Raw genomic sequence first — 13276 nt, 5'->3', positions numbered from 1 at the left:
AATTGTTGAGAAGGGTTCGCTTCCATGATTGATTTACGCAGTGACACAGTAACGCAACCAACCGCTGCGATGCGGGCCGCCATGGCTGCAGCGCCTGTGGGAGATGATGTTTTTGGCGATGACCCAACCATCAATGCATTGCAACAGCGTGTAGCGAAACTCGCTGGGAAGGAAGCGGCCTTAATTGCGAGCAGCGGTACTCAAACCAACTTACTGGCATTGTTGAGTCACTGTCAGCGTGGTGACGAGTATCTGGTTGGGCAAGAATACCACACCTATCGTTATGAGGCGGGTGGTGCTGCGGTGCTTGGCGGCATTGTGCCGCAGCCGTTTGAAGTTGAAGCCGACGGAACCTTGAATTTAAGTGCTGTTGAAAAACGCATTAAGCCCGACGACCCGCACTTTCCAATTACCCGGTTATTATCATTGGAGAATACCCATACCGGCCGTGTTATTCCGCAAGAATACATGTTGAAAGCACGGCGGTTATGCGACAAGCATGGCCTGAAGCTTCACCTTGATGGTGCACGTGTTTTTAACGCCAGCGTTGCCACTGGCCTATCGCTTGCTGAGCTATCGGCACCATTTGATAGCGTGTCCATATGCTTTTCCAAAGGACTCGGCACACCAATTGGTTCAGTGCTTCTCGGGGGTAAAAAGTTTATTCAACGTGCGCACCGTTGGCGCAAAATGCTCGGCGGCGGCATGCGCCAAGCAGGCATAGTGGCTGCAGGTATGGATTATGCGCTTGACCACCATATCGAGCGTCTTGCGGATGATCACGCTAATGCCCAGCTACTGCACGATGGCTTGAGTGCTCTCGCCGCCCATCATGCTGGATTCCACGTTGAGCCCGCCCAAACCAACATGGTTTATGTCAATTTCCCAAGCCTTGAAGTGGCACAAAAAGTAAGTGATTACTTACGCGAGCATGGCGTATTAACGGCACGGTCACAACGAATGCGACTAGTGACGCATCTCGATGTATCAGAGTCAGACATCAATCAAGTGCTGACTTTATTCAAGCAAGCCTTAGCTCGCGTGTAACTGCTGTAATAGACGGTCGAGGGCTCGGAAGCTGAGCGCCTCGGCCAAATGGGTTCGGGAAATCATCTCCGCATCTGCCAAATCAGCAATGGTGCGAGCTAAACGCAACAGCCGATGATACGCACGGTGGGACAACTTAAATTGCTCAATGGCAGCCACTAAAAACTGGTGGTCCTCGTCGTCTAATTTACAAAAATCCGCGAGCTGACTGGGCTTTAGTTCACTGTTTAAGCAGCCTTGACGTTCAAGTTGTGTCGCTCTCGCTTCATTCACATAATCACGCCAAATTGGTGTAACCGGTTCAGCCTGCTGATGTTGCTGTTTCAGCACATCGGATTGGCGGGGTACATCGACTTGCATATCAATACGATCTAAAAGCGGCCCTGATAACTTTCCCAAATAACGCATAATTTGATCGGGGGTCGCCCGCGCGCTAGCCAAGGTTCCGTCAAAATGACCGCAAGGCGACGGGTTTAACGCACAGATTAGTTGGAATTGTGCTGGGTAGGTTACCTGATGACCGGCGCGACTGATCGTGACATGCCCCGACTCTAACGGCTCACGCAGTGAATCGAGAACATGGCGAGCAAACTCCGGAAGTTCGTCGAGGAACAACAGCGATCGGTGAGCTAAGGAAATTTCACCAGGTTGGGGTGGTGAGCCACCACCAACAAGTGCCGCCGCCGAACAAGAATGGTGCGGCGCACGAAGTACACGCTGTTGCCAATGTGAACCACGCAACGTACCACTGACCGAACGAATAGCTGCAACATCCAACCCTTCGCGCTCATCTAACACGGGCAACAATCCGAGCAAACGTTGCGCCAACATGGTTTTGCCTGTGCCCGGTGGGCCTACAAACAGAATATGATGGCCACCACTGGCGGCAAGTAGCAACGCTCGTTTGGCTTGCTCTTGTCCAATCACATCGGCGATATCACCATGTTGCGTAAGTTGAGGTTTTGCGGTTGCGGGTTTAATGAAGGGCAACGGCGACGGACTGGTCAAATGCTCAAACACATCGCGCAAACTAATTGCCGCCACACATTGCTGCACCGTTAAGGCCGCCGCTTCCTCGGCATTATCCAGTGGAATAACCGCTTCTCGCCCCTCGTCACGACACCCCAACACCGCCGGAAGAATACCGGTCACTTCACGTAAATCGCCATTGAGTGTTAGTTCACCATAAAACTCGCGGCCTGCCACCGCACGCTCATTGATTTGCCCGTCAGCCACCAAAATCCCAATAGCAATCGCAAGGTCATAGCGTGCACCGTACTTGGGTAAATCAGCCGGCGCTAAGTTCACCGTGATTTTAGTTGCTTTAGGAAAACTATAGCCGCTGGCAAGAATCGCTGAACGCACCCGGTCACGTGCCTCGCGCACGCCCGCTTGCGGAAGGCCAACCACCGCAAACCCCGGCAACCCACCAGCCAAACATACTTCGACCGACACCTGCGGTGCTTCAATACCTTGTGTTGCACGCGTAAACACACGCGCAATTGAAACAGCTTTACCTGCCATCACTGCCCTCCTTGGCTCTAGTAGCCAAACTATAGCAGTGCGGTGATAAAACTAGATCAACTCAAATTCGTATCCTGACGTACGAAGTCGCGTCATTAATGCAATTTAAGGCGCGGGCGCAAACGGCGATTAATGCCCTGCGCCAACATGTATAGCAGAGTTTTGAAATAGCCATGCAAGGCAACTTGGTGCATGCGATACAACGATTTATACATGAACCGCGCCATCATGCCTTCAATCATCATGGAGCCGCGCGTTAGGTTACCCATCAAACTACCTACCGCGGTGTAGTTCGACAAGGATACAAGTGAGCCGTGATCTTTGTAGGTAAAGCGTTGTAATGACTGACCTTTTAAACTGCGCACAATATTTTCGTACACGCAATCCGCCATTTGGTGCGCCGCCTGCGCGCGCGGTGGTACTCGGCTACCATTGGCTTGAGTAAACGCAGCGCAATCACCTAACGCAAAAATCGATGCGTCGCGAGTGGTTTGTAGCACATCGGTGACCACCAGTTGGTTACCGCGGTTAGTTTCCAAGCCAGCAAAGTTAGCGAGGAAATCGGGCGCGCGGACGCCAGCCGCCCAAACTTTAATGCTCGCTTCAATACGCTCGCCTGAACGCGTGATAAATCCATCGGCATCGACACTGGCCACAGCCGTGTTCACACATATTTTAACGCCGAGTTTAGCGAGTTCGCGACTTGCGGCAGCCGCTATACGCTCGCTTAATGCTGGCAGAATGCGTTCACCAGCTTCAATCAAGACAATTTCAAGCTGCTTTAAATCGAAGTCATCAAAGCCATAACTGCGGATCAGTTCTGCCGATTTATGGAGCTCGGCTGCCAGTTCAACACCCGTCGCCCCTGCCCCGACGATGCCAACTCGAAGCGGTCGCGGATAGCGCTCTGACTGCAACGCTAAAAACGTGTTCATGAGCGTATGATGAAATTTTTTAGCTTGCTTGACGCTATCTAAGAAATAGCAATGCTCGGCTGCGCCTGCAGTACCAAAATCATTGGTGACTGAGCCGATAGCCAGTACCAGATGGTTGTAGCGTAACGTGCGTGCAGCGACAATCTCATGACCCGAGTCATCGCGAATAGGTGCTAACGTGAGTGTTTTTGAGTCGCGGTCGATTGCGGTGAGTTCGCCGGGCTGAAAACGGAAGCCTGCGGCTGCAGCCTGAACCCGATAATCAACGCCGTCCATATCAGCATCTAATGCGCCCGCTGCGACCTCATGCAATAACGGCTTCCATATATGAGTGAGGTTGCGGTCAACCAGTGTGACTTTAACCTCTGCGTTGCCGCGATACTTCCGACCTAATTTACTGGCAAGCTCCAAGCCTCCGGCACCACCACCAATCACCACAATATGGTGTTCTGACATGTATTTATTCCTTCAAATTGCTATCAATAATTACCAATAATGTTCCATGGTGACGTTACCAGGTTTACGCCGCAGGTTTTTCGGTAAGCCCATGTCATTGAGCACAACCTTGGCATCCCGAATCATGTCTGGATTGCCGCAAAGCATGACTTGCGCACGCTCATTGAGTACATCACCCACAGCGCGCTGTAAATCACCACTTTCAATGAGTGCTGGAATACGACCGCGCAGTGCGCCAGGATAATCTTCGCGGCTCACAATCGGTTGATAGTTCAGCTGTCCCGGGTGTGCCTCGACCCAGTCGAGAATTTTACGTTGGTATGCGAGGTCGGCGCCGTAACGTACGGCATGAATAAGATGAATGCGCGAGAAGCGTTGCCACGGAATGTCGGTGGTTAACATCGACAAGTAAGGGCCAATGCCGGTACCTGTTGAGATTAACCACAAACTATCGCCGTCAGGTACTTCGTTTAGCGTGAAGAAGCCACTTGGCGGCTGCGAGACTTCAATGGTTTGCCCGGCTTTTAAATCATGCAGCATGGGTGAAAATAAACCATCGTGAACACGATTCACCAAAAAGTCGAGAACGCCATCATCGGGGCCGTTCACTAAAGAATAAGCGCGCTGTATGCGTCCGCCGTCATGAAGTAAGCCAAGGCGCACGAATTGACCGGCAATAAATTCGAAGGGTTGCGTGCGCACACGCAAACTGAAAAGCTCCTGATTCCACGCATAATTCTCAATGACCTCTCCGGTTAACCATTGTGCCATTGGTATCTCCTCGCGTTGGTGAGCACTCGCGCTATAGTAAGGTTTTAACGTTAGTTTTTCTAGCCGCAACAGTGCTTTTGCGCAGTTGCAAGTGTTACACTTGCTGTACACATAAGGAGTATTCTGGTGATTCAACAACTATCGAATTTTAAATTGATTATGCTCGTCGCTAGCATGGTCGTTTTGGTCGGCTGTCAGCCACAAGCGGAATCACCGAAGGATACGCCGGAAGCACCTGTTGTTCGTTATAGCAATGCAAAAGTGTGTGAGTTTGCACAAGAGTTAGCGAGTCTGCCGACCAACCCCGTAAACACAGCAGAGCTACGGTTTCTGAATGAGCAATGGCGTGAGCTCAACCGCACTGAAGGTATGTTTCGAAATTCTGAAGCCGATGATAGTCGTGCGATTCTCTCGGCGCTCAATATTGCACTTGCCCATGAAACGACTGAGTTACTTCAGCAAGCCATTGTTGTGACAGCTGAAGCTTATGAACAAATTGAGGGGCTACGCGACTATGCTAGCGATCCCGAAAACATGAAGGTGCCGGAGTCGATAACACGAACACTGGTAAATAAATTAGACAACTGCTGTTTGAATCAGCTAAACGGCAACGCGACGGCCTTAGTCCGCGAAGAGAAGAACTCGCCATTGTATAACGTCGGTACACTCGCCTATTTCATCAATCGGGACGTGAACCAGATACTGCGCAAGGAATTGAGCCTGGCTGACTACGAAGCGCAAGTGTTGACAGCGGGTGCGGCGCTACCGCCAGTACAAGCAACCATTCAAACCGTCAGCACTGCACCAACATGGGCGCAATGCCGGCCGTCTGAATAGGTCAAGATTCGTCGTCTAAGTCGCGCTTCATCGACTCCAGCTCACGCTCGAGCTGGTCAACACGCTGACGTAAACGTAGTAATAGTTGTTGCTGCACATCGAGCTCTTCACGGGTGACCACATCAAGCTTGCCAAGTTGCTGCTGCAATACGGTTTTCACGCGCTGTTCGATGTTACCAGCGAAATCTTTCACGCCAGCCGGAATACTTTCATTAATTTGACGCGCAATATCTTCTATTTTTTTCGGGTCCATAGTGCTTCCGTTGTTACTTCTTGTAAGAAATGTTTAACCACTAAAAATCAATTCTCTGTAATTACCTTTTAGCTTAGCAGGAGTTTACGGTAAAATCTGCGGCTCATTCGTCGAACCGATCATCAAAGGCCGTTTTATACATGCTACTCAACCCCCGCCAACAAGAAGCCGTAAAAGCCATCGAAGGACCGGTGTTGGTATTGGCAGGAGCCGGTAGTGGTAAAACGCGTGTTATCACCGAAAAGATCGCGCATTTGATTCAGCGCTGCGGCTATCAAGCACGTCATATTGCGGCGGTTACCTTTACCAATAAAGCCGCCCGAGAAATGAAAGAGCGTGTGGGACAAACCCTTGGCCGCCAATACACCCGCGGCCTAACGGTGTCGACCTTTCATACCCTTGGCCTCACAATTATTCGAAAAGAAGTCAGCCAATTGAACATGAAAGCGGGCTTTTCGTTGTTTGATGATCAAGATTCCTTTGCGCTACTTAAAGCGTTAACAGAACCTGAGCTGGATGGCGATAAGAATTTATTGAAGTTGCTGCAAAGCCAAATCAGTAATTGGAAAAATGCGATGCTGAGCCCCGATCAGGTGCTGAACCAGGCTCAACAAGCTGACGAGCAAATGTTTGCGGAGTTTTATCGTCGCTATCAGCAAAATATGAAAGCTTGCAACGCGATAGATTTTGACGATCTGATATTGCTACCAACGCTACTGTTAAAAACCAACGAGCAGGCGCGTGCGCGGTGGCAGAATAAATTCCATTACTTATTGGTGGACGAATATCAAGATACCAACACCAGCCAATACGAATTGGTTCGCTTATTGGTTGGCGAGCGGGCTAACTTCACCGTGGTTGGCGACGATGACCAATCCATTTATTCATGGCGCGGTGCCCAGCCACAAAACTTGGCGCTGCTGCAAAAAGACTTTCCAAAGCTGAACGTCATCAAGCTAGAGCAAAACTACCGTTCGCATGGCCGTATTCTAAAAGCCGCAAATATTTTGATTGAAAATAACCCGCACGTATTTGATAAAAAGCTGTTTTCTGAAATGGAATATGGCGTGCCGCTTCGTGTGATATATGGCCGTAACGAAGAGCATGAAGCCGAGCGTGTGGTTGCTGAAATTGTTCGACGACGGTTTTTAGAGCGCACGCCGTATCATCAATTTGCAGTGCTGTACCGCGGCAATCATCAATCGCGGGTGTTTGAAAAGGCCTTGATGAGTAACAGGATTCCATATCGGATGACCGGCGGGCAGAGCTTCTTCGCCCGCGCGGAAGTCAAAGACGTCATGGCCTATTTGCGCTTGTTGGTGAACCCAAGTGACGACACCGCATTCATTCGGATTATCAACGTGCCGAAGCGTGGTATTGGTCCGCAAACAGTTGAGCGTGTGGGGGAGCTTGCGCACGAACTACACATTAGTTTGTTTGAAGCGGCCGACCATCAAGCGTTGAAAACCCGTTTGGGGGCACGCGAGTATCAATCAGTACAATATTTTGTCGATTTCATGAAGCGTGCCGCACGGCGTTGTGACCATCCACCAGAAGCTGCCTCCGCATTGTTTGATTTACTCAAACTGATTGGCTACGAAGAGTGGCTATACGAAAGCAGCCCAAGCGTGAGTGCAGCAGAAATGCGTTGGAAGAACGTCAGTGAACTGATGCGTTGGGTCACCGAAATGCTTAAAGGCGATGACGAAAATGAACCGGTCACGCTAGAACAAGCCGTTGCGAAGCTTTGTTTACGCGACATGCTCTCGCGCAACGAGGAAGAAGAACAAGGCGACCAAGTTCAATTGATGACGCTACATGCATCTAAAGGCCTCGAGTTCCCGCATGTATTTATGGTGGGAATGGAAGAAGGTTTGTTGCCGCATCAATCAAGCATTGACGAAGGTATGGTCGAAGAAGAACGACGCTTAGCCTATGTGGGTATTACTCGTGCGCAACAGTCTTTAATCTTCACCATGGCGAAAGAACGCCGGCAATACGGTGATGTGATGCGGCCAGAACCGAGTCGTTTCTTGTACGAATTACCGCAAGATGATTTGGAGTGGGAAGAACACGCTGCAGCCAACGAAGCCGCACGGGAAACCGCTCGTGCAAGCGGTTTGGCTTTATTACGTAAAGCCATGGAAGATTAAGAAGAGGTTACGCCGTTCCTGCCGACTGCACTGGCGTCGGCTCGTCCTGCGATGGTGACTTTACCTGCTCGGGTTCCCCAAACAGTGAACCCTGCCCCACATTCACCCCGTTATGCACCAAGGCTTTTTGTTGGTCGATGTTCTCGATACCCGAAGCCGAAATTTCAATACCGAGATCACGACATAAGTGCACCACGTTGCGCACCATAGTTTGCGCCCGCTGACTCGTTGCAATATCCGCGACAAAACGTGGATCAAGTTTCACATGCGTAAACGGATAGTTGAGAATATATTGCAACGCACCGGCGCTGCGACCAAATTCATTGAGTGCTAAACCAACGCCGAAATCAGCTAATTGACGAAGGCAACTGAGCTGACGTTTGGAGTTATCGTGTAATTCGGTTTCACTAAACTCAAGAATCAAGCGCTCTGGCGCCACGCCTGATTGGGTAATGATTTCTTGCAGTGCTTTCACATCTGCTAGCTTGAATAAGTGTTTCGCAGAGATACACACGTAAACCGGCGGGGCAGTTTCGTCGTTGGCAAGTAACTCGCAGCAACGAGTTAACATCCATTGGTCAAGCGCCATGGTCATGCCGGTTTTCTCGGCAATTGCTAAAAAGCGTTCGGCAGGTAATAAACTGTCATCACGTTGCCAGCGCAGGAGTAGCTCTTGCGCCACAGGCTGGTTTTTACCGAGTTCATGCACGGTAAACTTCTGCAAAATAAAATCTTGGTCAAACTGTGCATGACGCAATTCGGTTTCGCGATTTAATGATGCGACCAAGTCTTTGTGAATGCTCTCATCAAATACCACATAGCGGCCACGCCCCATGCTCTTAGCTTGATACATGGCGGCATCGGCATCACGGAGTAATCGCTCGGCTGAGTCGTTACGCGATTTACACTCGGCGATACCCACGCTTGCGCCGGAATAATGTTCGCTCTCACCAAACACAAACGGCAACTTCATTTTTTCGATGATACGTGAAGCGATATCACAAGCATCATCGATATGGCGAATCATATCCAGCAAGATAACGAATTCGTCACCGCCTAAACGCGCAATAGTGTCGTTATCACGAATACACTCACCAATACGTCGGCTCGCTTCGAGTAAGAATTCGTCGCCGGCAGAATGCCCTAAGGTGTCATTAATATCTTTAAAGCGGTCAAGATCGACGAACAGCACCGCAAAGTTATGATGTGGATAACGACGTTTATGCTTGAGTGTTTGCTGCAAGCGCTCGGTGAACATGGAGCGGTTAGGTAGCCCTGTTAATGCATCGTGATGGGCATCGTAGAACAGCTTCTCTTCAACCTTTTTACGGCGCTCAATTTCGCTGACAAGTTCTTCAGTGCGCTCGGCCACTTTACGTTCGAGATAAGCATTCACGCGACGCACTTCATCAGCGTTACGACGCCGTTCAATCGCCACCGCAACATGCTGCGAAACGAAGTTCAGGAGCTCAAGGTCATCCTGTTTGTACTGCACATCATCACTATAGGTTTGCACCGATAAAACGCCAATCACTTCGTCATCAACCACCAGCGGTGAGCCTAACCATTGCGTTGGCTGCGTTCCGTAATAACTGGTTGAGCCTTCTACTTCGCCTTCGGCAAGTAAGACCGCATATTTTTCTTTCTCAATGAATACCGGCTTTTTGTGACGAATAACGTATTCGGTCATACCGCGCCCAAGCGGCCGCTTCTTTTGTAAGTTGTTGTCGAAGGCATCGACATAGTATGGAAATTCGAGGAATTTCTTGTCGTCGTCTAATAATGCGACGAAAAAGTTTTCGTTATTAATAAGCTGACCGATTTGCCGATGTAGTTGCTCATAAAATGATTTCATTGAATCTGAGGTGTTGGTGACCTCAGAAATTGAAAATAAAACAGAGCTGAGTTGCTGGGCACGTTCGCGTTCAGCAATTTCTGATTTTAAGTCGTCATTGATTTGACGTAACTTCGCGGTTTGATGCTCGATTTCCGCTTGCATCATTTCACGTTGTCGCACTCGATCTAACGCATTGACGATGTGCTGCGATACGAACAAGAACAATTCTTTGTCGGCCTCGCTGTAGCGCACATCTTCGGTGTAGCTTTGAACAACCATTGCACCGATGATTCGATTATCTGAATGGAGTGGCACACCAAGCCAATCAACTGGTGCAGCACCTAAATCACGAATCTCGCCGCTTTTAAGCAAGCGTGCAAATACGTCTTTATCGTACAGAAAGGGTTTTCCGGTACGCATAACGTAACCTGTTAAGCCTTTACCTAACAATTCAGCAGGAATTGACTCCAATGAAGGGATATCATCGTATTCGTCAACGAAATAAACAAATTTTACGGTATCTTCCGCATGATCGTACAAACAAATAAAGAAGTTCTTCGCAACCATGAGGTCGCCGATAATATTGTGCACCGACTGATAGAACTGTTGCATGTCGGTAACAGACGAGGCGAGCTCTGAAATCTTAAAGAGCGCTTTTTGCACCACTTCTGATTCGCGATACTTCAGTGCTAGCTCTTGCAGACGTGCAACAGCCTTGCGCAGGCGCGCAATTTCTTTTTGCTTTTTAACAAGCTCACTAGACTGTTGCATCTTTTTGATTTTATTTGTTTTTTATTTTGTTTGTTTTTGATTCAACAACGTGTAGAACCGCGTTACTTACCCTAAGTTATGTAAACTTTTAGTAAAAACAACGCTTGAGTATATCTTTCATCAGGACGTTAGAAAAGTGTTTTGCTCAAATTACAGGCACAAAAAAACCGCCGTAGCGGTTTTTTCATTATTCATGAGCTGAATATAAGAAATTTTTCTTTAAATGTCAGCGATCATGTAATCGATTGCTGCTTGAATTTCTTCTTCGCTACAGTCGTTGCAGGTGCCTTTTGGTGGCATTGCATTAAAACCTTCAACGGCATGCTTAAGGACAGTGTCCATACCTTGGGCTAGGCGTGGTTCCCAATCGGCAGCATCATTAATTTTTGGCGCACCCAGCACACCCGAGGTATGACACGCGGTACAGAATTTGTTGTAAACTGCATCACCTGAACGAGCACTTGCAGCGCCGCCACCACTTGCAGCTGCATTTGCACCCGCTACACGCACTTGTGCGATTGGCGCGATACGCTCTTTAATTTCATCATTGCTTTGCTGTGGTAGCATGGCAGCACTTGCACTGCCTACAGATAATGCCAGCGCAGCAACCCAAATACGGCTTGATTTTACGACTTTCAGTACGTTCACAGTGGACTCCTGTATAAGCTGATGAGCTTGCTAGCTCGGTTCGTTGTTGCGATTATAGCCAGATTCCGTCCAAGGTTAAACACTTCCGTGCTATGTCAGAAAACACACAAGGTAATACGCGTAAAATTGCACTTTTAGATCTCGATGCTTTCTTCGCGAGCGCCGAGGTATTACGCGACCCCAGTTTGAAAGCGCGTCCATTTGCCGTGGGCGGTGGTGGTGAACGCGGCGTTGTCGCAACTGCGAATTATCTCGCTCGCCAATATGGTGTGCGTAGCGCCATGAGTGGCTCCCACGCGCGCCGATTGTGTCCGGAACTCCATTTTGTTGCTCCCGATCACGGCTATTATCGTGAGTTATCCAAGCAAGTCTTCCAAGTACTCACCGAAGTCACACCGATTGTCGAGCCTGCTTCAATTGATGAGTTTTATCTCGATTTAACTGAAAACACGCTGTATCAGGGTAGCGCCAGCATTACCATGGAAAGTATCCGGCATACCTTGCGGGGCATGGGCTTGACGGCTTCTGCTGGTATTTCCAACCAGAAAATGGTGGCCAAAATTGCGAGTGAAGAAGACAAGCCTGATGGTCAATTCGTTGTCGCCCCCGAGCAGGTGTTGGATTACTTAGCTAAGTTGCATCTCAAACGTATTCCAGGAGTTGGACCGAAAAGTTTACAGCGGCTGAACTATGCCGGATTTTTTCTTGGTCGAGATATTCAGCAGGCTAACATTGAACGGTTACAAGAATTACTCGGCGATAAAGCCGGTTGGTTGCTCTATCAACGCTGCCAAGGCATTGACCCTCGGCAAGTCGTCACCGAACGTATTCGGAAAAGTGTCGGAGTTGAAGAGACCTTGCCCAGTGATTTTCATCAGCTTCGTCAGGTTGAACAGTTTGTTGACGAGGTTTTGCTTCCGCAGTTAATGAAACGCTTGCGGGTTTCACGTTGGCAACAAACGCATATTAAAAGCCAAACCGTGAAATTAAAGTTTAGTGATTTCCAGCAAACGACGGTTTCGCGCACCGCGCAAACCGCCTCACCCAGCTTGTTCTATCATTTGGTGCGAGAAGCTTGGGAGCGCCGCAATCAGCGCGGCGTGCGCTTGATTGGTATCAGCGTGGCGCTGCCTGATCCGGACGATCAACTGCAGCTTGAGTTAGAGCTTGAATAGCGGTAGCTACCTAGCTCAATCACACGATTACGTAATTTAATCGCACTAAGTGCCGCTTGTACCTGGCTGTGTAGCAAATGCCCTTCAAACTCGATAAAAAAATGGTATTGACCAAATTTCTGCCCTGTCGGCCGCGATACCAGTGAGAGTAAATTCACTTGATGCACAGCAAAAGCTTGTAGGTGCTCAAGCAATAGACCTGGATGATCAGCATCATCGACAATCACCACCGCTGATTTATATTCTGTGCCAAGCTTTGGCAACGCCAGTGGTTGAGCGGCTTGCAGTGCCACAAAACGCGTTTCATTGTGGGCAACGTCGGTGACATCATGCACAACCGTTGCAAAAGTTGTTGATGCGACACGGTCACCATCAAGCAGGTGTTCAGGAATCAGCGCCGCTGCGGGCTCTTTAGTGGCCTGCAATAATGACAAGGCTTCGGTGTTACTTGCGGTGGTGACAATGTCCGGCGCATGGCGCGTTAACCACTCACTACACTGGCCTTGCGCAACAAACTGAGCAAATAACCGCTGTGGCTGCGGATGATTCATGACCACCGAGAAGCGCACCGGAATAGCGGCCTCCGCAATGATTTGTAGTGGACGTCTGAGAAAGCTATCGACCACCGGCGAGACGATGCCTTCAACAATATTTTCAATTGGCACCACAATGATGTCGGCGCCATCATCAAGCGCGTCAATGGTGCGCCGCAGCGTTGGATAAAACATAATATTGCTGGTGGTGTAACGTTTCGCGAAATTGCGGGCAGCAAGTTCTGAAAATGTACCAGCGGGCCCGAGGGTGGCTATTTTGGTGGTCACAACTTACGTCTCATGTCTTATTTTCGTGGTAGTCATTTAATGACAAGC

General features: G+C 49.3%; 11 protein-coding genes. 4 read left to right on the top strand and 7 right to left on the bottom strand.

Features of this window, described 5'->3' with window-relative positions:
• Positions 1 to 24 precede the first annotated feature (24 nt).
• Positions 25 to 1047, top strand: a complete 1023-nt coding sequence (ltaE, locus tag CWI82_RS01280) for a low-specificity L-threonine aldolase (RefSeq protein WP_130202413.1) — start codon at positions 25 to 27, stop codon at positions 1045 to 1047.
• On the opposite strand, the gene CWI82_RS01275 is transcribed toward ltaE, so the two are convergent.
• The 3 genes from CWI82_RS01275 to CWI82_RS01265 form a co-directional block, all read right to left on the bottom strand.
• Positions 1033 to 2571, bottom strand: coding sequence for a YifB family Mg chelatase-like AAA ATPase (locus CWI82_RS01275; RefSeq protein WP_130202412.1), 1539 nt, complete (start codon positions 2569 to 2571; stop codon positions 1033 to 1035). The two genes, ltaE and CWI82_RS01275, sit on opposite strands and share 15 nt — an antisense overlap.
• A gap of 95 nt (positions 2572 to 2666) precedes the next feature.
• Positions 2667 to 3962 (bottom strand): NAD(P)/FAD-dependent oxidoreductase, encoded by a 1296-nt coding sequence (locus CWI82_RS01270; protein WP_130202411.1) that lies wholly within the window; start codon positions 3960 to 3962, stop codon positions 2667 to 2669.
• Positions 3963 to 3992: 30 nt separating this feature from the next.
• Positions 3993 to 4733, bottom strand: a complete 741-nt coding sequence (locus tag CWI82_RS01265) for a ferredoxin--NADP reductase (protein WP_130202410.1) — start codon at positions 4731 to 4733, stop codon at positions 3993 to 3995.
• A 126-nt stretch (positions 4734 to 4859) separates the two neighbouring features.
• Here CWI82_RS01265 and CWI82_RS01260 point away from each other — a divergent pair, with 126 nt between their 5' ends.
• Positions 4860 to 5570, top strand: a complete 711-nt coding sequence (locus CWI82_RS01260) for a hypothetical protein (RefSeq protein ID WP_130202409.1) — start codon at positions 4860 to 4862, stop codon at positions 5568 to 5570.
• Position 5571: 1 nt separating this feature from the next.
• Here the strand turns inward: CWI82_RS01260 and CWI82_RS01255 are convergent, their stop codons facing one another.
• On the bottom strand, positions 5572 to 5823 hold the full coding sequence (locus CWI82_RS01255; protein WP_092857798.1) for an accessory factor UbiK family protein: 252 nt from the start codon (positions 5821 to 5823) through the stop codon (positions 5572 to 5574).
• A 140-nt stretch (positions 5824 to 5963) separates the two neighbouring features.
• On the opposite strand from CWI82_RS01255, the gene rep reads away from it, so the two are divergent.
• Positions 5964 to 7976: a DNA helicase Rep gene (gene rep, locus CWI82_RS01250; RefSeq protein WP_092857800.1), complete on the top strand. Its 2013-nt coding sequence runs from the start codon at positions 5964 to 5966 to the stop codon at positions 7974 to 7976.
• A 7-nt stretch (positions 7977 to 7983) separates the two neighbouring features.
• Here rep and CWI82_RS01245 read toward each other — a convergent pair whose 3' ends face one another.
• Together CWI82_RS01245 and CWI82_RS01240 are read right to left on the bottom strand one after the other, a co-directional pair.
• Complete coding sequence (locus CWI82_RS01245; RefSeq protein WP_130202408.1) at positions 7984 to 10584, bottom strand: sensor domain-containing phosphodiesterase; 2601 nt, start codon at positions 10582 to 10584, stop codon at positions 7984 to 7986.
• 219 nt (positions 10585 to 10803) lie between these two features.
• The gene (locus tag CWI82_RS01240; protein ID WP_092858235.1) at positions 10804 to 11151 is read right to left on the bottom strand and encodes a c-type cytochrome; all 348 of its coding nucleotides are present in this window, start codon (positions 11149 to 11151) and stop codon (positions 10804 to 10806) included.
• Positions 11152 to 11324: 173 nt separating this feature from the next.
• Here CWI82_RS01240 and dinB point away from each other — a divergent pair, with 173 nt between their 5' ends.
• Positions 11325 to 12407: a DNA polymerase IV gene (gene dinB / locus CWI82_RS01235; RefSeq protein WP_130202407.1), complete on the top strand. Its 1083-nt coding sequence runs from the start codon at positions 11325 to 11327 to the stop codon at positions 12405 to 12407.
• Here the strand turns inward: dinB and CWI82_RS01230 are convergent.
• Positions 12377 to 13228, bottom strand: a complete 852-nt coding sequence (locus CWI82_RS01230; RefSeq protein ID WP_130202406.1) for a prephenate dehydratase — start codon at positions 13226 to 13228, stop codon at positions 12377 to 12379. The genes dinB and CWI82_RS01230 overlap by 31 nt on opposite strands.
• Positions 13229 to 13276 lie beyond the last annotated feature (48 nt).

Origin of the sequence: Pseudidiomarina tainanensis, from assembly GCF_004214835.1 — a bacterium.
Taxonomy (GTDB): domain Bacteria; phylum Pseudomonadota; class Gammaproteobacteria; order Enterobacterales; family Alteromonadaceae; genus Pseudidiomarina; species Pseudidiomarina tainanensis.
The sequence above is the reverse complement of the archived record's forward strand: the minus strand, read 5'-3'. Positions and strand labels throughout refer to the sequence as shown.